A 22090-nucleotide genomic window follows, 5' to 3' on the forward strand; every position below is an offset into this window, starting at 1 on the left:
TTCTGCTGTGCTGTTGAAAAGATGGTCATCTTTCCTCCCTCATTCTCATAGTGCAGCGCCATATAACCCTAAAGCTTCATAAGGATGGTATGCATGCAACACCAACTCGACTTTATGCCTACTGAACACCGGCAGTTTCTCCAAGATTCGGTTCGCGAGCTGAGAAGTGATAACCGTATTGTTGGTGTCGCGGGTGGCGGCTCCTTTATCCGTCAGCAGATGGATGAATTCAGTGATCTTGACCTGGTGGTAGCCATAGAGCCTCAAGAGTTTGAACAGGTAATGGCTGAGCGCACACTCATCGCCTCACGTCTGGGTAAGCTGGTCTCCTCTTTCACCGGTGAGCATGTGGGTGAGCCCAGGTTACTGATCTGTCTCTATGATGAGCCAACCCTGCACGTTGATCTCAAGTTTGTCTCCCTGACCGATGCCGCTGACCGGGTTGAGACTCCGGTAATCCTGTGGGAGAGGGAAAGCCGCCTCTCTGAGGCTTTCATGGCAAGCAAGGCCTGCTACCCACAGCCCAACTTACAGTGGATAGAGGATAGGTTTTGGATCTGGATCCACAACGCCGCTATGAAGATAGGCAGAGGTGAGCTGTTTGAGGCGATCGACTTTATCGGCTACCTGCGCTCGACAGTCCTTGGCCCCCTGCTGCACCTGGAAGCTGGCTCCCAGCCCTGTGGTCTTAGAAAGATAGAGAGGGTTGCAACCGAGCGTCCAACGCAATTACAGGCGACCCTGCCGGATTACAGTCAGCAAAGCTGCCTGCAAGCGGTCGAGGCTGTCATTCGCCTTTACCTTTCACTTCGTAACTCCCTGGCTTTTGAAGGCCTGCGAACCAATCCTGCCGCCGAGCGAGTTGTAAAAAGTTATCTTGAGACGATCGCAGAAAAGATAAATGAGAGCGCACCGGCAGAGGCATTAGAGCCGAGCGCTTGATTGAATGCTCGCCCTTCTGGCGGGGATTAATCTAACCTGCTGTCAGCTTTTTGTGCCTACAGCACTATTGCCACTACCGAGCGGCGGCGGGCAAAGGGGCAAACGCCTTTCCCCTTTGCAATCCCCTGGCGCCCCCGTATTCGCTTTATCCTCTGAATGGGTTGCTCTTTAAAGGCTCAACATCGACAGACCATCCTTGGTCTGGCGATGTATTCGGGATATCCATATCCCTCAACCTTAAAGATCGGCTCCATTCATCGGAGCGAATATCAAGGGAAGTGAAAACCTTTCTTCGATTGAAGTCCCCGCGATAGCCTACCTCAAAGGACTCAGACGAGGGAATCCCAAATAACATTACTCATGACGTTGATTTTGACAAAGGCTTGGTACTCTGAGGAGCAGTGCGCACTGGGTATAAGAGTTAGAGTTAATGAATGTTGTCTGGATAGGAAGTCAGTATGATGACATGAGTCGCCCTGAGGATAAGTGATTTGTATGCTTGGTTTTCAATTTATCATTGTATTTTTGTGCCTGGTTAGCTTAACACTACTCACCCATCTATTTGGCAGCATGCTCCTATTAAACTTCAGGGTTAATAAAAAATCATTCCCGATTACCTTCATTTACCTGACCAGAGTCATGCTTGTCATATTATTCATGCATATATTGGAGGCGGGATATTTTGCAATATATTATTACATGCATGGATTTTTCGATTTTAGGACGTCACTTTACTTCTCTTTAGTGAGCTACAGCACCGTGGGTTACGGTGATATCGTTTTGCCTGAGGGTTTTAGACTGATTGGTGCAGTCGAGGGTTTACTGGGCACCATCATGGTTGGCTGGACTGTCGCTATACTGGTGAGGGTCCTAAAAAGCATCCGTTGAGCCGAACTTCCTACTGCTCATCATAACCAGGCACTAAGCCATCATCTCAGAAGAAACATCAGCCAGAACCCGAGTACCGATGAGAAGACCCCAACTAACACGATAAAATTAAACATTGTGACTCGCCACCAAACATGAATGAACGTTCATTCACACTTTTATACCATGCCCAGTTGAATGATGGCAATGAGTTTGTATAGAAATTGTGCACCTGTCACATTACAGCAGCCCCAGCTCTCCTTCTCGCCCCCTACTCATAGGGAATCTTGTACCCTTTCTTCGATTCAACTTGCGGATTCATACGAACCCTTCAAATTTCGTTTAACATTTCACATATCAACATCCAGTAACCGATCTGCGTCAAAGATTGCCACTTGAAGCCCTGCTAGAATCCCCCGGAAAACTGGGATAGCCGCAGGGATATGATCGACTCATCGCCCCGGCGGTAGCGTGCCTGAAGATAAAGTGGGTCATGGTGTGAATAATCTTTCGATAGAGTTTCACCCCACCGTTACCGAATACATAAGAAAAACCATTGGAGCTCCATATGATTTTTTTCAGGCACAATATTCGCTTTTAACAGAGAAAACACAGCTAGTCATCCCCACACCGCTGTAGCATGTTGATATGAAGTTATATTATTTAAACATCCTGCATAGAAACGATAATCCACGACTGGATTTATACTGAATTCAGCCTAGTAAGCTTTTATAGGGCTAAATGAGCATTGAGAGCTCCTGTAGCCAAATAGAAATTCCAGCTTTAAAATTGCTAACGAAAAAAATAGGGACATCGAGTGATAATTAAAGAAGTACGTATTAAAAACTACCGATTATTAAAGGATGTCCAAATGACTTTGGACCAAATAACGACTTTAGTTGTTGGTAGAAACAACACCGGAAAGACCTCTCTAGCAGAGATATTCAGAAGCTTTTTAGCTGGCCAATCACCCAAATTGAAATATGAGGATTTTAATCAATCCTCTTTAAGTGATTTTGAAACTGCTTTGATTTCTTTTAGAGCAGGTATTGCTGAGGACGAAGTGCGACCACTAATACCTGCGATTGAGCTAGAACTGCTAGTTGATTATCACGACGATGCTGATGCCTATGGTGCACTCGGTGATTTCATAATCGATCTTGATGAAAACTTGTATGAAACAAAGATATTAGTTTCCTACCAAGTTAAAGATGGACGAATTAGCAACTTGTTTAGTGATTTAGACTTAGCCGATAGGGCAAGTTACTTCAAAGCGCTGAAAGAGTCGATAAGCCTTAACTTTGAAGCCGTACTTTATGCAATTGAACCAAGCAACTCTGACAATAGGGTTAAACTTGATTTTACAAAGATAAAGCGATTGATTCGTTCAGAAGTAATCAATGCTCAACGTGGTTTAGATGATGAAACTCATAATGAGCGGGATGTTTTAGGTAAATCATTAGGAAATATATTTAATAGTTCATCCAATATAGGTTCACCTGAAGTATTTAGAGCACTATCAGGTGAAATCAATAAGGTTGTAGATGAATTACAGATTAGGATCGACACTGATTTTCAAGAAAAGGTGGAGCAACTTTTACCCACACTCACAATTTTTGGGTATCCTGGCTTACAAGACCCTAATCTTAGTGCGTCTACTGAATTGAATGTAAAGTCGTTACTTGAAAATAATACTAAGGTCTATTATAAGAAAGATGATCACTTCACCTTACCGGAAACATACAACGGACTTGGTTTTAGAAATCTCATATTTATTCTATTTCGTATTTACGAGTATTTCAGAGCGTATCAGTCTGAAGAGACGGCTCCGAAATCCCATATTATTTTCATTGAAGAACCTGAAGCACATTTGCACCCTCAAATGCAGGAAGTGTTTATTCGACAGTTAGATAAAATAGTCTCAGAGTTTGAGAAAAAGTTTAATGAAGGAGCAACTTGGCCTATTCAATTTGTTATAAGTACACATTCAGCACATATTGCTAACGAAGCAGACTTTAGCAAAGTTAGATACTTTCTATCAAAAATCCCTGGCTCTACTCAGATTAAGGACTTAGGGGCAGAGTTTTCATCAGCAGATCGCAAAGAAGATAAAGAGTTTCTACATAAATACTTAACACTGACAAAATGTGATTTGTATTTTGCAGATAAAGCCATACTGATAGAGGGTGCAACAGAGAGAATCATATTACCTGAGATAATCAAAAAGGTAGATGAGATTAAAGGTACTTCACTCAGAAATAAGTATCTTTCAGTTATTGAAGTTGGTGGTGCATATGCCCATCACTTTTATAAGTTTATTGACTTTCTTGAGCTTAAGACTGTGATCATTACTGATCTTGACTCTGTTAGAAGAGATGAAGGTGGTCAGCGAGTTACCTATCCGGCTTGCCCAGTTTCCCAAGGTACACATTCATCAAATGCAGGCTTGAATAACTGGTTTAGTAATGATGAAAGGCCTGAATTAGAAGAGTTACAAAATAAAACAGACATCGAAAAAACTATAGGGTTTAGAAGAATTGCGTATCAGATCCCTGAACTGGGACGAGAAGCTTGTGCCAGAAGCTTCGAAGATGCATTTATCCTTGCGAATAGAGACTCCTTTGACGAGCTTCAAGGTGATGAAGAAGCGGATCTTGAAGCCTGTGCGTACGGTATAGCAGAATCAATTGGTAAGGGAAGTAAAGCTGACTTCGCGATTAAATATTCAATAGATGAAACTGAGTGGAACGTTCCTAAATATATCGTTGATGGGCTTGTTTGGTTGAACAACAATACTACCTTGCCAGAGGTTGCCCCTCTCGCTGCTGGAGCAGAAGAGATTGAAGCCGCTGAGGAGCCTACTAATGTGTGATCTTAGCCCGGCAGAGCAGGCATCTGTGCAAGCTTTGAATGAGATGTTTGCTGCGATAAATGATGGAAGCTGCTTTCGCTTAGAGGCAGGTGCAGGCGCAGGTAAAACTTACTCACTTATAAAGGCTTTGAAGCATCTTATAGACAACCGCTCTTCTGAGCTTTTAACAAATGAGCAGAGGATTGCTTGTATTACTTATACCAATGTCGCTAAAAATGAGATTCGTGAAAGAACAGATAATCACCCTGTAATATTTGCAGATACAATACACGCATTTAGTTGGAGTCTTATAAAACCCTTTCAGGCACAGATTCGTAATCTTATACCTGAGTTAAGCGGTAGATGGGTAGACCGTATTGTTGATGCTGGGGGAATAAACGGTCAAAAGGTTATCTATGATTTAGGTTTTCCGAAAATCAATCAAGAAATCATAGAGCTACATCATGATGATGTTATTAATCTGATAGTTTCATTCCTGAAGTCTTCTAAATTTAGAACACTTCTTAAATCTAAGTTCCCAATTATATTTATTGATGAATATCAAGATACCAATGTTGGATTGGCCTCTTCGATTGTTGAAAATATAATTGATAGTGATGCTGGAATTCTGGTTGGTTTATTCGGTGATCATTGGCAAAAAATCTATGGCAAGAACGCATGCGGTCTAATTACAAGCACACAAGGTAACATTACTGAAATTGGGGAAAATGCAAACTTTCGTTCTGATAGGAATATTATTCAATGTTTAAACAACATGAGGCCGGAGCTGCCTCAACATGAGTTTAATCCTGAATCCGATGGGCAGGTTTTAATATATCACTCCAACTCTTGGGTAGGAGAACGTCGAACCGGCGGACATTGGAAAGATGATTTACCTGAAGATGTAGCACATGAATACTTTGAACGTGTGAAAGGTATAATGGCAGGAAATGGATGGGATTTTGATTCTGGAAAAACAAAAGTGTTGATGCTGACAAATAATGTTCTTGCGACCGAGCAAGGTTACAAAGACCTTGCAGATTGCTTTGATTATCCAGAAGATTATTTAAAAAGAATGATCCATACATCAGGTATTTTGTCGATGTTATAGAGCCAGTCTCGACCTATTTTGAAGAGAAAAAATATGGTGAATTGTTTCAAGTCATTAACCAGAAATTCCCCCAGCTAAATTGCCAAGGTGATAAGCGTCAGTGGGCTACCAATTTAAATCATATAAATGATATTCGTTTGAATGGAACTATAGGAGATTTATTAGATTTCATTTCAGGTATAGATAAACCAAGACTGTCAAACAAGACTACTCAACTGGAAGCCAAGTATCAGGAGTTTCGAATTGAAAATATAGATAATTTAGATGATCGAAGTAGACGATTCTTAAGGAAAATGGCTTCTCTAAGAGAAATTAGATATCAACAAGTTATACAGTTAACTAAATTCATCGAAGATAAAACCCCGTTCTCTACAAAACATGGCGTAAAAGGTGCAGAGTTCGATAACGTTCTTGTAGTTTTAGGGCGTGGTTGGAATCACTACAACTGGAATCAAATGCTCGAATGGATGGAAGATGGATACATTGAAGATAAGCAAGAGACATTTGAGAGAAACCGAAATCTATTTTATGTAAGTTGTTCACGAGCCAAGCACAATCTCACTTTACTGTTCACACAGATACTATCTGATAAATCAATCACTGCACTTGAACAAATATTTGGTCATGATAATGTACTGGGAAGCCCATTTGAACCCTAGAGCTCTACTGAAAAACAATTTAAATAAGTTAATATACTAAAAAGCTACTTACCGATACCTAATTATTCAATATTCAGATTACTATTTCAGCTATTGATAATTTAATTTATCACTTCTTCCTGAGTGTTAATGGCCACTTGATGCCTGACCACAGGGCATCAGCTCAGCCAGTTGATGTCCGCTCCATCAACACTATATTAAGCCCCTGCTCCTTATATCGATTCATCTTTTTACTCAGGAACTCCGGTGCAGCAGAGCTTTCGATAGACTGAAAACCGATCTGTCCATAAAACCCGGCCAGGTAATCATGGGGCAAACAGAAGCAACTCTCGGACTTGCTCTCCAGATAATCCTGTAACTGGCTAAGCAAGCGACTCCCAATCGCCTGCCTTCTCAGATCTGGGTGAACCAGCATCCCCCAGAGCACCAGGGCACCCTGTTCGGTTGCGATTCTCACAACACCATGAACTTTGCTCTCATTCCCGATGAAAAACACCTCATCTTCACCATCGAAAGTCCCACCATAACCACACTCATGATAGAAATCAGGCAACCAATGAAGCTCCCTAGCCTTACCTCTGTCGATCTGCACTCTTCCCCTCCCCCAAGACAACCAACAACTTCCAAACGTTACCCCCAAGCCACCAAGAAATGGCGTTGTTTCCTAAATCCGAGTCTGATAATTGACTTGTACCCATTCAGGCAGCTTGCTGCCTGACAGGCATACCAAGCCCGATCACTTTGTTTAAAGCTTTAACTCCGGCCAAGGCTTCCCCAACCTGACCGTTATAACAACGTAAGCTCAGCTGTGGAGAATTGAGCTGTTTGTAGCGAGACATTGCTGTTTCTGCTAACGAGCGCTGATGGTAGTCGTTGTCATGCTTCCATTGTGAAAGCTGCCCATTTTTAAGCGCTTCGACAGCTTCATTTCTGGGATGATCTCCTTTCCAGTAAGCTGCATTACTGCGGGGAGGAATCGTTGGTTTACAACCCTTTCTCTGTAACAGTGCATAGCAAGCCTCTGTATCGTATGCACCATCTGCTGAGACTTGCTGTATCTTGCGTCGTAGTGGGTTTAATAAGGTCGGCAACACCTCGTTATCTCCAACACTATCAAGGCTGACCTCGGCTGCTATGATTTCATGAGTTTGAGCATCAACAGCCAGGTGGAGCTTGCGCCAAACTCGGCGCTTTTCTTTTCCGTGCTTGCGCATTTTCCACTCTCCCTCACCGTGGATTTTGAGCCCTGTCCCATCAACGACCACGTGAGCAACAGGGCCTCGGCTGGGGCGGCGATATTTTATCTCAACGGTCTTCGCTCGTTTGCTGATACAGCTATAAGTCGGTGACTTAAGAGGAACATTCATGAGCTGAAAGACCGAATCAAGGAATCCTTGCAACCCCCTCAGTGGAAGGCTGAATACTCCTTTGAGCATCAACGCGGTTTCGATAGCGGTATCACTGAACGTGAAGCCTCTTCCTCTGTCGCCATGGTGCTCCTGACAATGCCAGTTTTTGACTGCATTCTCATCCAACCAGAAGGTGATCGAGCCACGCTTTACCAATGCTTTATTGTATTGAGACCAGTTCTTGATTTTGCCGTTGGATTTACCCATTTGAAGCTTCCCATCATGACGATGGGAGATCAGATCTTGCTCAAACCAAAAGGTTCCATCGATTTAGGAAACAACGCCCCAAGAAATCCCGAGCCTTCATCACAAATGCCAGATGTTACATATACAGCCATTTATGGAAGCCCTCAGTTTTAATCTCGTGTATTTTTTAGAGCTCTCTAATTCTGCATATCAAGGAGTGATGCATGAAAAAGGCATTATTGGTTACTTTCGCCTTATTACTCTCGGGAACAGCCTACGCAAGCGGAACAGTGGCACTGACTTTTACAAGTCATGACCAATATAAACTATTGATTGAAGACCAAGATGGCTCATCGCACTTTGAGGTTAAGCCTAATCAAACCGTCACACTCGAATCTAGCATCTACTCACATAATGGATATCATAGTTTAGACCGTTGGGACTGGCAGAGGCATTACGAGGTATATACCAGCAACGGCTGGCTCGCACCGTGGACTCCAGTTGAACAACTCGTGGTATCTCATCATAAGCGAGAAAAAGACCCTTACTGGATAACCCTGGCCCAGGGAACCAAGCACTCATACGAAGTTCAGATCAGTAGCAACACCTATTCACCCAGAGCCACACTATCCCCGAGTTCAGATAATCACCAACTGAATGTTGATCTAACCGTTTATTAAACTGCTGTTGGGTTTAACTGTATGTCATTGATGGCTTAGTTTTTTCGAGGCAGGACGCCGAGCCGCGAAGCTCTGCGGAGGGACTCGCAGCGCGCAGCGAGTTTTTGCCTACTTTTGGCGATACAAAAGTAGGCACAGCCGGCAGCTAACGTCATCCATGACTATCGCTGCATTCACACATCCCTGTGTATCGCACCCCGACACCTGTGGCGCAGCCACACTCCCTGCCCGAAGGTCAACTCCTGCAACCTGCAGGGCATCAGCTCCCCGAGCTGAAACCAGCCGACCGCAGGTCAGCCCGAATCCCCCGCCTGTAGGGCAACAAATAACTCCCACTGGCACAGCCCAGCCTTACGCAGTAAAATCCCCCCATCCAAATTTTTAATCAAAGAGTCCAGTCTGATGGGAAGAGCATTTCAGAACCGCAAAGAGTCGATGGCCAAAACAGCCGGCGCAAAAACCAAGGTGTATTCAAAGTACGGCAAAGAGATCTATGTCTGCGCCAAAAACGGTGGCATCGACCCCGATGGCAACCTGTCACTGCGTCGCCTGATTGAATCTGCCAAGAAAGACCAGGTTCCCACCCATGTGATTGAGCGGGCCATCGAAAAAGCCAAGGGCGGCGCCGGTGAAGATTACACTCGGGCCACCTATGAAGGCTTTGGCCCGGCGGCTGCTCAGTGATTGTCGACTGCCTGACCGACAACAACAACCGCACCTATGCGGAAGTACGTAACTGCTTCATCAAGACCGGCGCCAAAATTGGCTCCTCCGGCACAGTCGCCCACATGTTCAAGCACCAGGCGGTGTTCTCCTTCAAGGGTGAAGATGAAGAAGCGGTGCTGGAAGCCCTGATGATGGCCGATGTTGAGGTGGATGATATCGAGTGTGAAGATGGCGTCATCACCATCTTCTGCCCTAACACCGAGTACAATAACACCAAGACCGCCCTGAGCGAGACCTACCCTGAGCTGGAGCTGGATCTCGATGAGATCACCTTTGTACCTCAGACCGACACCGACATCACCGAAGAGCACCTGGAGAAGTTCCAGAAGTTCATGGATATGCTCGAAGATTGTGATGACGTGCAGAACGTTTACCACAACGCGGTGCTGCCGGAGTAAGGCTCACGCCACCAGATGCCAAAAGGCCAGTCATCAGACTGGCCTTTTTTGTTTCCGAGCTCATAAAAAAGCCCTGCCGAAGCAGGGCTTTTCTCGCAATGGCTATCCGCGATTAGCCAAAGTGGCCATTGATATAGTCGTGGGTCTGCTTTTGCTGCGGGGTGGAGAAGAGCTTCTCGGTCGAACCAAACTCCACCATCTTACCCAGGTACATGAAGGCGGTGTAATCGGAGATCCGCGCCGCCTGCTGCATGTTGTGGGTCACGATCACGATTGTGTACTTCTGCTTGAGTTCCTCGATGAGGTTTTCAATCGCCTGGGTGGAAATAGGATCCAGCGCCGAGGTTGGCTCATCCATCAGGATGATCTCAGGCTCCAGTGCTATGGTTCGGGCGATACACAGACGCTGCTGCTGACCACCGGACAATGAGCTGCCGCTCGCCTTAAGCTTGTCTTTGACCTCTTCCCACAGGTTAGCGGCGCGCAGGGCATCTTCCACCCGCTTATCCAGCTCCGCCTTAGACATCTTCTTGTTAAGCTTGAGGGCAAAAGCGATGTTGTCATAAATGCTCATCGGGAACGGCGTCGGGCGCTGGAACACCATCCCAACCTTGGTGCGCAGACGGTTTATATCCACCGGTCCCTTAAGGATGTTACGTCCGTCGAGCAGGATCTCACCGGTTGCCTTCTGCCCCGGGTAGAGATCAAAAATCCGGTTCAGGGTCCGCAGCAGGGTCGACTTACCACAGCCAGACGGGCCGATGAGAGCGGTCACCTTGCGCTCATACAGCGGCAGGTTGATCCCATCGAGGGCAATCGTCTTACCGCCATCGTAGTAGAAGTGCAGGTCCCGGATCTCCATGCGCGTTGCATCGGCCAGAGAGACCACTTTATCGCTCGAGTTAAAGGTTTCTTCGTATTGAGGTAAAGCGTGCATCTGGATCTCTCCTAAGCTTTTTTAGCAACTAACAGACGTGAAATGATATTGAGTATAAGGACCATCATGGTCAGCAGCAGCGCGCCGCCCCATGCCAGGTCGTTCCAGTTTTGATACGGGCTCATGGCGTATTGATAGATGGTCACCGGCAAGCTGGCGATCGGCCCGTTCAGGCTGTAACTGGTAAAATCGTTATTCAGTGAGGTGAACAGCAGTGGCGCCGTTTCACCACTCACCCGGGCCACCGCCAGGATCACCCCGGTCACCAGACCCGAGCGCGCCGCGCGATAACCGATCTGACAGATGATCCGCCAGCGGGGAATTCCAAGGCCGGCCGCCGCTTCACGCAGGGAGCCAGGCAGAAGCTGCAGCATATCTTCGGTCGCCGTCACTATAATCGGCAGCGCGATGATGGTCAGCGACAAGATCCCGGCCCAGCCAGAGAAGTGGCCGCTTGGGATCACGATAAGCTCGTAGATAAAAAGACCGATCAGGATTGAGGGCAGGCTCAGCAGGATGCCGTTCACAAAACGGATCACCTCGCGAAGCTTGGTCCCCTTGCCGAACTCGGCAAGCCAGGTTCCGGCCAAAAGGCCAATTGGTGTCACCAGGATGGTGGTGCAGACCGTCATCATCAAAGATCCGATGATGGCGTTATACAGGCCGCCCCCCTCAGAGCCAGGACCCGGCATGCTCTCGGTCAGCATCTGCCAGTTGATGGCACTTAAGCCTTTCGAGAGCAGGGTGTAAAGAATCGCCCCCAACAGGAACAGCCCCAGCGCACAGGCAAGATAGGCACAACCAACAGCAATGGTATTTTTCAGCTTACGTGCAAACATCACTTATGCCCTCTTAACATGCGGCGCGCTACAGCCAGGATCACCACACTGATGACGAACAGAACCAGACCCAGTGCCATCAACGAGGATGGGTAGATGGTGCCAGTTGCCTCGTTAAACTGGTTGGCGATGCTGGCCGAGATGGTAGTGCCGGGCATAAACAGGGCGGCGTGAATCGCGTTGGCGCCACCGATGACAAAGGTCACCGCCATGGTCTCACCCAAGGCGCGTCCCAGGGCGAGAATCGATGCGCCGATCACCGGGCCTTTGATGCTGGGCAACAGTACCTTACAAAAGAGCTCCCAACGGGTGACACCCAGTCCATAGCCTGCCTCACGCTGCATCGGTGACACCGTCATCAGGGCATCGCGAATCAGTGAGGTCAAAAGCGGCAGAATCATCATCGCCAGAATGATCCCGGCAGTTAAGAGACCAATTCCCATCGGCGGGCCACTGAACACTGTGCCCAGGACCGGCACTCCGGCCAGGTGCTCCATCGCCCACATCTGAAAGCCGGTGGAGAACCAGGGGGCAAACACAAACAGCCCCACATGCCGTAGATGATGCTGGGGATCGCCGCCAGCAGCTCAATCAAGATCCCCAGAGGACGGCTCAGCCATTGTGGAGCGATCTCGGCCAGGAACACCGCAATCGCCAGTCCGACAGGAAATGCCAGGACCATGGCGATCAGTGAGCTGACCAGGGTTCCGTAGATAGCCGAAGCTGCACCAAACTGCTCGGCCACCGGATCCCAGACATTACTCCAGACAAAAGACGCACCAAACTTCTCTAACGCTGGAAGCGCTCCGTGGAGCAGCAGTACAAATACCCCCAGCATAATCAGCATCATCAGGATGGCAGAACCTTTACACAGTCCGTGAAAGATCTTGTCTCCGTCGATTCGCCGGGCGCCTGCCCCGTAGATCATCGCATCATCGTTTATCATTGAATCTACCGCTTAGCTCTTTATTACGATCTTATTTTGCTGCCAGTGTCTGGGGCGTTGCGTGCAGCTTGTCACTCCACACCGACTGCACCAGCTTGACGACATTTTGTGGCATAGGAACATAGTCCAGCTTCTTCGCCATCTCGACACCATGGCTATAGGACCAGTCGAAGAACTTCAGCGCCTCGCGGCTGGCTGCAGGATTCTTCGCGTCTTTTTGCATCAGGATGAAGGTGGTGGCAGTAATCGGCCAGCTGTGGGCACCCGGCTGGTTCACCAGAATCAGCTTCATGCCCGGGGCATGGGCCCAGTCGCCATTAGCAGCAGCGGCCTGGAAGGTTTCCAGGTTCGGCTGTACGTACTTGCCAGCCTTGTTGCGCATCTGAGTCACCGCCAGGTGATTCTCATCGGCGTAGGCGTATTCAACATAACCGATGGAGCCAGGGATACGCTTGACGAAGTTGGCAACACCTGCGTTACCCTTACCGCCCAGCTGGTTAGCAGCCTTTGGCCAGCTGACCATCTTGCCCATCCCTACCTCGCTCTTCCAGCTGTTGCTGACCTGATTGAGGTAAGCGGTAAAGTTGTAAGTGGTTCCCGAGCCTTCGGCGCGGTGAACCGCGTAGATTGCCATCTGAGGCAGCTTGAGTCCCGGGTTCAGTTCGGCGATGCGTGGATCGTTCCAGCTCTTTACCTTACCCATGTAGATGTCAGCCAACAGCTTGCCATCAAGCTTCAGGGCGCCACTCTTCACTCCGGGAATATTGACGACGGGAACTATCCCTCCCATCACCATCGGCCATTGCACCAGGCCTGCGTCTTTGAGCTCCTTGGCACTCAACGGAGCATCCGATGCACCAAAATCAACGGTTTGTGACTTGATCAGTTTGATACCACCACCGGATCCAATGGATTGGTAGTTCACCGCCACACCTGTGTCCTTATGGTATGAGCTTGCCCACTTAGCCAGGACAGGGTAGATAAAAGTCGAACCCGCGCCATTGACTGTCTCAGCAGACCAAGCGCTCGTTGCAGACAGCATCAGAGCGGAAACACAACCAACTTTCAGTAACCTATTCAGTTTCATGAACTGTACCTTATTGAGTAAATGCCTTAACGACAGTGCCATTTATGCCATTCCTTTATGACACTTTTATGACATCTGTAAAAAAAACGGCTGTGGACTCAGTAAGGGCCAGGTTCTGCTGATGCTTCAGATTTGGTTCTGCCGTTGGATATTTTTTCAACCAGCAAGGCAGAAGATGCGTGGTGTAGTTGCTCTACATGAACATCTGATAACGCAGCCGGGAGGAAAAATTGCCACGGCCCTTCGGGTGGCGCCTGAAAAAGCCCTGTCCATTGTTGCTCGCCACTCATTTAGAACCACTCAACCTGATGGCTCGCGTCGCGAACAAAATATTTTCAGAAGCAACAGGTTCAACAAAATAGGAAGCGCCAACAGAACCTCCCCCCAAATATTGCGGCTTGACAGCTTGGTTCGAAGCCTGAACAATGATTGGCGTTCGATTCCAGCCCTCAGTTCAAGTCAATGACTCAAAAACTGCTAGTAGTTGAAGATGAGCCCGCAATTCGCGATATGCTGCTTTTTTTACTCGATGGAGCAGGTTATCAAACCAGCTCTGCCGAAGATTTCGATTCAGCCCTCTCCCTCATTAAGCAACAAGTACCCGATCTGATCCTGCTCGACTGGATGCTCCCCGGAGCCAGTGGACTGGAACTGATTCGTCGTCTCAAGGAGAGTAGTTGGGGACGGGATCTTCCGGTCATCTTGCTGACCGCCCGAGGAGAAGAGGAGGATAAGGTACGCGGACTTAAATGCGGCGCCGATGATTATGTGACTAAGCCTTTCTCCCCCAATGAGCTGTTAGCTCGCATTCAGGCGGTGCTGCGTCGCAGCAACCCGACCACGGCCAAAGACTCGATCGACCTGCATGGCCTGTCATTAGATCCCGAAGCGCACCGGGTGATGAGCCAGCAGCAGGAGATAAGCTTAGGCCCCATAGAGTTCAAGCTCCTCTACTACTTCATGACCCATATCGATAAGGTTTGCAGCCGTGAGCGGCTGCTGGATCGGGTGTGGGGAAATGATGTGTATGTGGATGAGCGAACCGTGGATGTCTATATCCGAAGGCTACGCAAGACAATTGCTCCTTACGGCTACGATAAGTGGATAGAAACGGTTCGCGGTGCCGGCTATCGCTTCTCTCCCAAGGCGGGTGCTGATGCTTAAGCTCAAAACCCCCCTCCAGGTCTGTGGATTCTGGCTTTGCCTTTATGTGGTTTTACTGTTCGGGGCCTGCGCCATTGGCTATCCGGTCCTCATCATGATCCCGCTGACACTGCACCTGATGCTGTGCCTGTGGGGACAAAGCCGGATCCTTAGCTGGATGCAACAGCAGCAGAAAAGCGCAATCCCTTTAGCCAGGCTTAACCCTTACAGTGAGGCCATAGAGCAGCTCGACGGCCGCCTTAATCAACTCAGGCGCCAACGAAGCCGCCGCCAGAAGATGATCCGCTGGTTTCGCAACGGGGCCGAGGCTCTGCCCGACGCCCTGATGGTGTTTCAGCGCAACCAGTTGCTGCTGTGGTGCAATCAGCCCGCAGCCAAGCTGTTTCACTTCAGCTGGCCGCTGGACGGCCAGTTCTATCTGGATCAGCTGATCTCCTCGCCTTTGCTGCTGCGCTATATCGAGCGGGGAGACTTTAGCGACCCGCTGGAGCTACGCTCACCGGACTGCGATGAACAGTTCTTTGAGTACCGGGTGATCCCCTACACCGAGGATCTATCGATTCTCATCGTGCGGGATATGACCCGGCTGCATAGCATAGAGAAGGTGCGCAAGCGCTTTGTCTCCAACGTCTCCCACGAGCTTCGTACACCCCTGACCGTGCTTAAAGGCTATCTTGAGATGGGGGCGGCCCTGCCCGGTCAGCAGCTGCCCGCCCAGGTCCTGCCTGTGATGAGTGAGCAGACCGACCGGATGGAGAACCTGGTCAACGATCTGCTGACCCTGTCACGCATCGAATCGGATACCGAGATTGACCAGTCCGAGCAGGTGGATATTCCGGCGATGATGAAGATTTTGGAGGAGGAGGCGCTGGCACTCAGTGGCAAGAAGAACCACCAGTTCTCTTTTGAGATCGATCCAGAGCTACAGGTGCTGGGGAATACCTCACAGCTGCGCAGTGCCATCTCCAACCTGGTCTATAATGCGGTGCACTACACACCGGATGGCGGCAAAATCCATGTCCGCTGGTACCGGCACAATAAGCGGGCTCGCTTTTGTGTTGAAGATAGTGGCGAGGGAATCGCCTCAAAACATATTCCACGCCTGACCGAGCGCTTCTATCGGGTGGATAAGGCCCGCTCACGGCAAACCGGGGGATCCGGGCTGGGGCTGGCGATCGTCAAACACGCCCTGCACAATCACCAGAGCCAGTTACAGATAGAAAGTACCCAGGGAAAAGGCAGTACCTTCTGTTTTACCCTACCCGCTAAATTGGTCGTTACCCAGGATTCAGAGAAGACGACAGAAGAATAGGTTCAAACCTCAGCCGGGAAAAATAGAATAGAGAAACCATTTATTGCGCCATGGGCTTCGCAATAATAAGTATTTTTTAAAATATAAAAGCCTGGGAATAGCAGAATACTCTGTCAATAATTCCGATATTTATTCCCGGGTTTCAACTCAAGGTTGAATGCCAGTCAACTTGTACCCTATGAGTAGCAATTCATCCTGATCCTGAGATCAACAGGATTCGGCTGAATATCAGCGATTCAGCAGCACACCCGATTCCAGCTCGCGCTCTCTTTGACACTCTGCCAGATAGATAGCCGCGACCACACCTGAGTTGCTATGGTATTTATCGATCGCCTTAGATACCATCAGTTGTAAAGTTTTTTGGCTCTTCGCTTTTCTGAAGTTTCGCAACCAAAAACCTTTATCCTTAATTTCATCTTCCTCGACTCGTTGCGTAAGCATCTGTCTTGCCTCCAAAATAATATTGATTAAGGTTCGCGAGGTTCATTGGAGGTGAGCAGAAACTCACTCCTGATATCTCTCCAAAGCTGGCGACTATGCATCATGAATGCAACCGTGCCTGGTTCAGACACCTTACCGATAGCAGATAAATATATCTAAAAATAAAAGGTGGGTGGCGTGCAGCCGGATCACGAAAGATCGGGCCGAAGCCAATATATATCATCCACTACAGCTAAAGCAATAGTTGCGCCAGTTCAGAGAAATCCTCGAAAACCCAGTCCGGAGCACTATTTTCAATAGGCTCCCCATAATTATAACCGTAAGTGACGGCAGCGGCTGCCATTTGTGCATTTCTGGCAGCCAGAATATCATTTTTAGAATCCCCGACCATCAATGCTTTATCCGGGCTAACACCTAACTGCTCACAGGCAAAAAACAAAGGCTCGGGATCCGGCTTGCGCCGTGCCAGACAGTCGCCACCGAGACAGCAGTCAAACAGGGATTCCATCCTGAGTGCGCCAAGGATTGGCGCGATATAGCGGCTGGGTTTATTGGTAATGAGGGCCAACCGAACATTAGCCTGGTGTAGCGCCTCCAATGTCTCTATGACGCCGGGGTAAAGGGAGAGTCCCCGGGTACAACAACTTTCATAGTGGCGATAAAAGAGTTGCATGGCCTGAGCGAGCTCAACCTCGGTTGCAGAGCGCTCCATCGCCCAGCTCAATGCCCGCAGCATCAGTTTGAGGGCACCATTGCCAATCCAGCCCCGTACCGACAGCTCTCCCGGCTGAGGGAGCCTCAGCTCCTCTAGCGAGAGTGCCACCGCCAGGTGAAGCTGTGGAACGCTGTCGATCAGCGTCCCATCCAGATCCAACAGAACCGCCCTGAAATCAGCCATGAGTCTTTAACTGCTGGCGCATGGCATCGATCACCTGGGCATAATCAGGCTGGTTAAAGATAGCCGAGCCCGCCACAAACATGTCGGCTCCGGCGGCTGCGATCTCGGCGATATTATCCACCTTGACCCCGCCATCGATCTCCAGCCGAATATCACGGCCTGTGGCTTCGATTCGTTGACGCACCTGGCGCAGTTTCTCCAGGGTAGCCGGAATAAAGGCCTGGCCCCCGAAGCCTGGGTTTACCGACATCAGCAGGATCACATCCAGCTTATCCATCACAAAGTCCAGGTGATACAGGGGGGTCGCCGGATTAAGCACCAGCCCGGCCTGACATCCCTGATCCTTAATCAGCTGCAGGGAGCGATCCACGTGGGGCGTTGCCTCGGGGTGGAAGGTGATGATGCTGGCGCCGGCTTTGGCAAACTCGGTGATCATCCGATCGACCGGCTCAACCATCAGGTGAACATCGATAGGAGCCGTGATCCCATAATCGCGCAGCGCCTTACACACGCTGGGACCGAAGGTCAGGTTGGGTACATAATGATTATCCATCACATCAAAATGAACCACATCAGCACCAGCTTTGAGCACCGCCTCGACATCCTCCCCCAGACGAGCCAGATCAGCGGACAAAATCGAGGGGGCGATCAGATAATCTTTCATGTTCAGGATCCCATTCAAGTTCAGGCCGGCACCTTGCCAGCCCATCTAAAAGATAAACCGGGTTTACTCGCACTCCATAGCTCAAATAACTCGAACACTCATTTGTGCTATCAAGCACCTAAGCCACAGATAGCCAACCGCGCAGCTCAGCGCCGGAACTCACAGCTTACAGCGAGTTTTTTCGCACTTTTGACGATATAAAAGCGACCTGCTAACGGCAACTCATTTTATTAGCTTGCGGTCATCTGTCTTGCCAGGAGCCATTGATGCCACCAAAAACAGGATGCTTGAACCTGGCCATACTCACAGACTTGGCCGAAAGGCTGCAAGCTGATTGCAAAATATAACAGCTCTCAGATAACGGGCGTATCCACAAGCGGCTGGAGGCTTACGAATCCTCGCTGCGATACAGGGCAAGCAGCTCATCGACTTTTTTACGCTGATTGCCATTACGGCTGATGCTTCGTTTCACCTGGATGCTACCCAGGTTCGCTCCCCGGTACAGCTCACGGGTCAGGGGGATATCATGATTGCTGATCAGTACCGGGATCCCCTTCTCCCGGGCCGTGTGCCGTGCCAGCCGCGCCAGTACCGCCTGATCATCTAGAGAGAAGCCGTAACTGGCATAGGTGGTGAAACAGGCCGTGGTGCTCAAAGGGGCATAGGGTGGATCGCAGTAAACCACATCATTACCCTGAACCTTAGCGAAGGTCTCATCATAAGAGCAGCAGACAAACTCGGCGCGCTGAGACTTCTCGGCAAAAAAGTTAAGCTCGGCCTCAGGAAAATAGGGCTTACTGTAGGAGCCGAAAGGAACATTAAATATCCCTTTCTTATTGTAGCGACACAAGCCATTAAAGCCGTGGCGGTTCAGATAGAGAAACAGCAAAGAGCGCAGGTAAGGATCTTTACTCTTGTTAAACTTTTCCCGAAACTGATAATAGCGCTGCTTGTCGTTATTTTTTGGGACAAACAGTGATTTTGCATCCGCAATGTAGCGCTCAGACTCCTGCTGGACGATTTGATACAGAGCAATAAGATCCTGATTCACATCAGCCAGCAGATAGCGCTGATAATCGGTGTTCAAAAACACCGAGCCCGCTCCGACAAAGGGCTCAACCAGCCTCTCCCCTTGAGGCAAATGCTGGTGAATTGCCTCGATGAGAGAGTGCTTCCCCCCTGCCCACTTTAGAAACGCGCGTACTTTTTTCATCAGATTCCTGTGCTCAACCGCTCACTCGCAGAAAAAAGTACGCATTGTACCCCTGAATGACCACCTTCGCTGCACTAATTTTTCAATTCCTGCTGCAGCCTTGAAAATGATTTGAGCCAAGGTTGATTCTTGAGCAGAGCAGGCTGTAGCTGGGAGATAGCCAAACGAGCCTGATGAGCCGAATCATAGTCTCCCTTGATCACCACATACCAGGGCTTACCATGAAACTTGGTTTGATAAACCATGCCACTGGTTAACAGATCATGCTGCTTCACAAAGGTGAATGCCGCCTGCTTTTGGCTAAATCCTGCCAGCTGAATCGTATAGTGGCTGGCAGGTTTTGCCAGCAAAACCGAGGCCTGGGTCAGTGACAGACTATCCCCCGAAGAACTTACATTCGATGACTGGCTCACCGGCTCAACGACCTTAGGCTGAGCTGCGCTCTTTTGCGCCATCACCACGGGCTTACTCTGGGGTTTCTGCTCAGCTTGCTTCGCATCAGCCATCATCTCATCGGTATTGATGCTTGCCTTCGCCGGGGGAGGCGTCTTCTGCTGTGACTCAGTGGAAGGTGCAGCATCCTCGGCCGCTACCCTAGCGGGCTTTGATGAAATCTTTTGGAGCTCTGTACCTGCTTCATCCTTGATCAGCGCATCGACCACTTTATCGGACAGGACCACACGCCGGCCCTCGTAGTTCTTAGTCTCGGTGGTGATGGTCTTCTCACTCACAGATTGGGGCAGATTGACCTTATCCTTGTTCCAGGATTGAGCCACAGGCTCTGAGCCCTCACCGTCAGGCTCAGTGGATGGCGTTGTGGTTGCCGTGCTGGTCTCGACCGGAGATGGTAGTGGCTGCAGCGTATGCGGTGCTACCTCATCATTGCCGGCTGACTGCTCCCTTGGGGGTAAGAGCCAGCTCAGAGCCAGTAATACTATCGCGACCGCCAACACGGCCACCAACAGATAGCGGACCCAGCGCTTACCGGGTTTCAGGGGGGTGGACGCCTGTTCACTATCGGATTGAATCTGTTCGTCGTTTTTCTGTTCCATGGTTTTTCCCGCTTGTTCGCTTAACTGCCGGGTAATGGCTCCTGGCTCAAAATGCTCAGTCACACAATTGAGTTGCAGCTGCTTGAGCTCCTCCTGAGATAGAGGCTCAACCTGTAGCTCAAACAGAAGTTCTGCCGCTACACTGCGCTGGCAACTAGCTAACTCAGTTTCCCGCCAACTGGAGCCGGCACCCAGTAGTAACGCCAGTTGCTGTGCCTGCTGATTGCTCCCCTGCCAATGTAACTCAATCAGCTCCTCAAGTAACCCGGCAGAGAGTAGCTCTGCGTCATCGACGATCACCACTAACCGGGCTTGGGTATTGGAAAATAACCGCCCGACACTCTGATACAGGGGATCGCTCAGAGAAAACACCGCGCCCTTTTTCAATTGAGAGAGAATAGTTTCGCGCAGCTGCTGTTGACTCATCTTGGGATGAGCGGTCACATAAGCCAGGGAAAATGAGGAATCGGTTAAAGCAATGAGGCGCTGCAAAATCGCAGAGCGCCCACTACCAGCTTCACCATTGAGTACAATAAATGGAAAGGAGACATAATGAATCAGGTGATTCAGTCGTTCGACCATGACCTGCTGTGAAGGAAGGTCGGCCCAATCAATCTCTTGAGTCGTCACTCTGCTGCACTATCCGTGTTAATAACTGAATATCCATATCAGGGTAGAGTTCGGAGTCACCGATCCGGGTCGGAAGTACCACTCTAATCTTACCCCCGGCCACTTTTTTATCGTGACGCATGTGAGCAACAAACTTCTGCCAGCTCATCCCGGATGGTGGCTCTACCGGTAATCGGGCCCGCCCAAGCAGGGAGATGATCCGCTGCACAGACTCCCGGGACAAATTACCCTTTAACCTGGCCATCCTGGCAGCCATCACCATCCCGGCGGCGACCGCTTCTCCATGCAACCAGCTACCATACCCCTGCTCAACCTCAATTGCATGACCAAAAGTATGGCCCAGGTTCAGCAAGGCACGACAGCCCTGCTCACGCTCATCAAGGGCAACGATCTGCGCCTTAATCTCGCAAGAGCGACGAATTACATGGGTCAGAGCATCGATATCCAGCGCGTTGACTCGTTCTATATTGAGCTCCAGCCACTCAAAAAACGCGTCATCAAAGATGATTCCATACTTGATCACCTCAGCCAGCCCGGCGGCCAGCTCCCGCTGAGGAAGTGTCTTTAAAACATCGAGATCGGCGATAACAGCACGAGGCTGATAGAATGCACCGATCATGTTTTTCCCCAGCGGATGATTTACCGCTGTCTTTCCTCCGACGGAGGAATCAACCTGAGAGAGCAGCGTGGTCGGAACCTGAATAAAAGGTACTCCGCGCTGATAACAGGCAGCAGCAAAGCCGCTAAGATCACCGATCACTCCTCCACCGAGGGCGATAATGGTGGTATCACGGGCGTGATGATTTTCCAGCAGAGCACTCATCAACTGCTCAAAACTCGCCAGGGTCTTATACTGCTCTCCATCTTCGAAGATCACTTCATCGACCTCGTACCCAGCGAGGGCACGACGCAGTGTCTCCAGGTAGAGGGGAGCCACGGTCGTATTGCTGACGATCATCACCTTGTGTCCCGGGATCAGCTCCCTGAACACAGAAGATTTCTCCAGCAGCCCCGCAGCAATGAGAATCGGGTAACTGCGTTCAGCCAATTCAACGGTGACCTGCTCCATGCTCAACCC

The 22090-nt window shown here is 49.3% G+C and carries 24 protein-coding genes; 11 read left to right on the top strand and 13 right to left on the bottom strand.

The annotated features are described in order from the left end of the window. The first annotated feature begins 93 nt into the window (after window positions 1–93). The 5 genes from DB847_RS20205 to DB847_RS25220 all read left to right on the top strand — a co-directional run bounded on the left by DB847_RS20205 (window position 94) and on the right by DB847_RS25220 (window position 6430). On the top strand, window positions 94–942 hold the full coding sequence (locus DB847_RS20205) for a hypothetical protein (protein WP_199911644.1): 849 nt from the start codon (window positions 94–96) through the stop codon (window positions 940–942). A 699-nt stretch (window positions 943–1641) separates the two neighbouring features. Then, window positions 1642–1830, top strand: coding sequence for an ion channel (locus tag DB847_RS26750; protein WP_407644468.1), 189 nt, complete (start codon window positions 1642–1644; stop codon window positions 1828–1830). Window positions 1831–2626: 796 nt separating this feature from the next. Beyond that, window positions 2627–4681, top strand: a complete 2055-nt coding sequence (locus DB847_RS20215) for an ATP-dependent nuclease (RefSeq protein WP_108652300.1) — start codon at window positions 2627–2629, stop codon at window positions 4679–4681. Then, window positions 4674–5771 (top strand): UvrD-helicase domain-containing protein, encoded by a 1098-nt coding sequence (locus DB847_RS25215; RefSeq protein ID WP_199911646.1) that lies wholly within the window; start codon window positions 4674–4676, stop codon window positions 5769–5771. Before DB847_RS20215 ends, DB847_RS25215 begins: the two co-directional genes overlap by 8 nt. A 41-nt stretch (window positions 5772–5812) precedes the next feature. Further along, window positions 5813–6430: a 3'-5' exonuclease gene (locus DB847_RS25220; protein WP_199911647.1), complete on the top strand. Its 618-nt coding sequence runs from the start codon at window positions 5813–5815 to the stop codon at window positions 6428–6430. A 163-nt stretch (window positions 6431–6593) separates the two neighbouring features. Here the strand turns inward: DB847_RS25220 and DB847_RS20225 are convergent, their stop codons facing one another. Continuing rightward, a complete protein-coding gene (locus DB847_RS20225; protein WP_159084769.1) occupies window positions 6594–7022 on the bottom strand; it encodes a GNAT family N-acetyltransferase in 429 nt (142 codons plus the stop codon). Between the two features lie 106 nt (window positions 7023–7128). Continuing rightward, complete coding sequence (locus tag DB847_RS20230; RefSeq protein WP_108648954.1) at window positions 7129–8046, bottom strand: IS5 family transposase; 918 nt, start codon at window positions 8044–8046, stop codon at window positions 7129–7131. A 203-nt stretch (window positions 8047–8249) separates the two neighbouring features. Here DB847_RS20230 and DB847_RS20235 point away from each other — a divergent pair, with 203 nt between their 5' ends. The 3 genes from DB847_RS20235 (at window position 8250) to DB847_RS26460 (ending at window position 9829) form a co-directional block, all read left to right on the top strand. Beyond that, complete coding sequence (locus tag DB847_RS20235; protein ID WP_108652302.1) at window positions 8250–8705, top strand: hypothetical protein; 456 nt, start codon at window positions 8250–8252, stop codon at window positions 8703–8705. Between the two features lie 402 nt (window positions 8706–9107). Next, a complete protein-coding gene (locus tag DB847_RS26455; RefSeq protein ID WP_325049101.1) occupies window positions 9108–9389 on the top strand; it encodes a transcriptional regulator family protein in 282 nt (93 codons plus the stop codon). Beyond that, a complete protein-coding gene (locus DB847_RS26460; RefSeq protein ID WP_325049102.1) occupies window positions 9386–9829 on the top strand; it encodes a YebC/PmpR family DNA-binding transcriptional regulator in 444 nt (147 codons plus the stop codon). The genes DB847_RS26455 and DB847_RS26460 overlap by 4 nt, the downstream gene beginning before the upstream one ends. A gap of 112 nt (window positions 9830–9941) precedes the next feature. Here DB847_RS26460 and pstB read toward each other — a convergent pair whose 3' ends face one another. From pstB to pstS, 5 genes are read right to left on the bottom strand one after another with little or no spacing between them, the layout of a single operon-like run. Beyond that, entirely contained in the window at window positions 9942–10766 is an 825-nt protein-coding gene (gene pstB, locus DB847_RS20245; protein ID WP_108652303.1) for a phosphate ABC transporter ATP-binding protein PstB, read from the bottom strand. Between the two features lie 11 nt (window positions 10767–10777). Further along, complete coding sequence (gene pstA / locus DB847_RS20250) at window positions 10778–11605, bottom strand: phosphate ABC transporter permease PstA (RefSeq protein ID WP_108652304.1); 828 nt, start codon at window positions 11603–11605, stop codon at window positions 10778–10780. Beyond that, a complete protein-coding gene (locus DB847_RS25815; RefSeq protein WP_234418448.1) occupies window positions 11605–12144 on the bottom strand; it encodes a PstC family ABC transporter permease in 540 nt (179 codons plus the stop codon). Before DB847_RS25815 ends, pstA begins: the two co-directional genes overlap by 1 nt. Beyond that, window positions 12030–12551, bottom strand: coding sequence for an ABC transporter permease (locus DB847_RS25820; RefSeq protein ID WP_234418449.1), 522 nt, complete (start codon window positions 12549–12551; stop codon window positions 12030–12032). The genes DB847_RS25815 and DB847_RS25820 overlap by 115 nt, the downstream gene beginning before the upstream one ends. Window positions 12552–12582: 31 nt before the next feature. Continuing rightward, complete coding sequence (gene pstS / locus DB847_RS20260; protein ID WP_108653044.1) at window positions 12583–13638, bottom strand: phosphate ABC transporter substrate-binding protein PstS; 1056 nt, start codon at window positions 13636–13638, stop codon at window positions 12583–12585. 121 nt (window positions 13639–13759) lie between these two features. On the opposite strand from pstS, the gene DB847_RS24555 reads away from it, so the two are divergent. From DB847_RS24555 to phoR, 3 genes are read left to right on the top strand one after another with little or no spacing between them, the layout of a single operon-like run. Next, on the top strand, window positions 13760–14104 hold the full coding sequence (locus tag DB847_RS24555) for a hypothetical protein (protein ID WP_159084770.1): 345 nt from the start codon (window positions 13760–13762) through the stop codon (window positions 14102–14104). Further along, entirely contained in the window at window positions 14101–14802 is a 702-nt protein-coding gene (phoB, locus tag DB847_RS20270) for a phosphate regulon transcriptional regulator PhoB (RefSeq protein WP_108652306.1), read from the top strand. The genes DB847_RS24555 and phoB overlap by 4 nt, the downstream gene beginning before the upstream one ends. Next, window positions 14795–16114, top strand: a complete 1320-nt coding sequence (gene phoR, locus DB847_RS20275; RefSeq protein WP_108652307.1) for a phosphate regulon sensor histidine kinase PhoR — start codon at window positions 14795–14797, stop codon at window positions 16112–16114. Before phoB ends, phoR begins: the two co-directional genes overlap by 8 nt. Window positions 16115–16342: 228 nt before the next feature. Here phoR and DB847_RS20280 read toward each other — a convergent pair whose 3' ends face one another. From DB847_RS20280 to aroB, 6 genes are all read right to left on the bottom strand, one after another. Next, window positions 16343–16555 carry a hypothetical protein gene (locus DB847_RS20280; RefSeq protein WP_108652308.1) on the bottom strand — a complete coding sequence of 71 codons (213 nt, stop codon included), beginning with the start codon at window positions 16553–16555 and terminating at the stop codon, window positions 16343–16345. Between the two features lie 232 nt (window positions 16556–16787). Continuing rightward, window positions 16788–17453, bottom strand: a complete 666-nt coding sequence (locus DB847_RS20285; protein ID WP_108652309.1) for a phosphoglycolate phosphatase — start codon at window positions 17451–17453, stop codon at window positions 16788–16790. Continuing rightward, window positions 17446–18117 (bottom strand): ribulose-phosphate 3-epimerase, encoded by a 672-nt coding sequence (rpe, locus tag DB847_RS20290; protein WP_108653045.1) that lies wholly within the window; start codon window positions 18115–18117, stop codon window positions 17446–17448. Before rpe ends, DB847_RS20285 begins: the two co-directional genes overlap by 8 nt. Window positions 18118–18505: 388 nt before the next feature. Next, window positions 18506–19330 (bottom strand): Dam family site-specific DNA-(adenine-N6)-methyltransferase, encoded by an 825-nt coding sequence (locus DB847_RS20295; protein ID WP_199911648.1) that lies wholly within the window; start codon window positions 19328–19330, stop codon window positions 18506–18508. Between the two features lie 74 nt (window positions 19331–19404). After that, a complete protein-coding gene (locus tag DB847_RS20300) occupies window positions 19405–21012 on the bottom strand; it encodes an AAA family ATPase (protein ID WP_108652311.1) in 1608 nt (535 codons plus the stop codon). Beyond that, the gene (aroB, locus tag DB847_RS20305; RefSeq protein WP_108652312.1) at window positions 20993–22081 is read right to left on the bottom strand and encodes a 3-dehydroquinate synthase; all 1089 of its coding nucleotides are present in this window, start codon (window positions 22079–22081) and stop codon (window positions 20993–20995) included. Before aroB ends, DB847_RS20300 begins: the two co-directional genes overlap by 20 nt. Between the last annotated feature and the right edge of the window lie 9 nt (window positions 22082–22090).

The organism is Dongshaea marina, from assembly GCF_003072645.1.
GTDB lineage: Bacteria > Pseudomonadota > Gammaproteobacteria > Enterobacterales > Aeromonadaceae > Dongshaea > Dongshaea marina.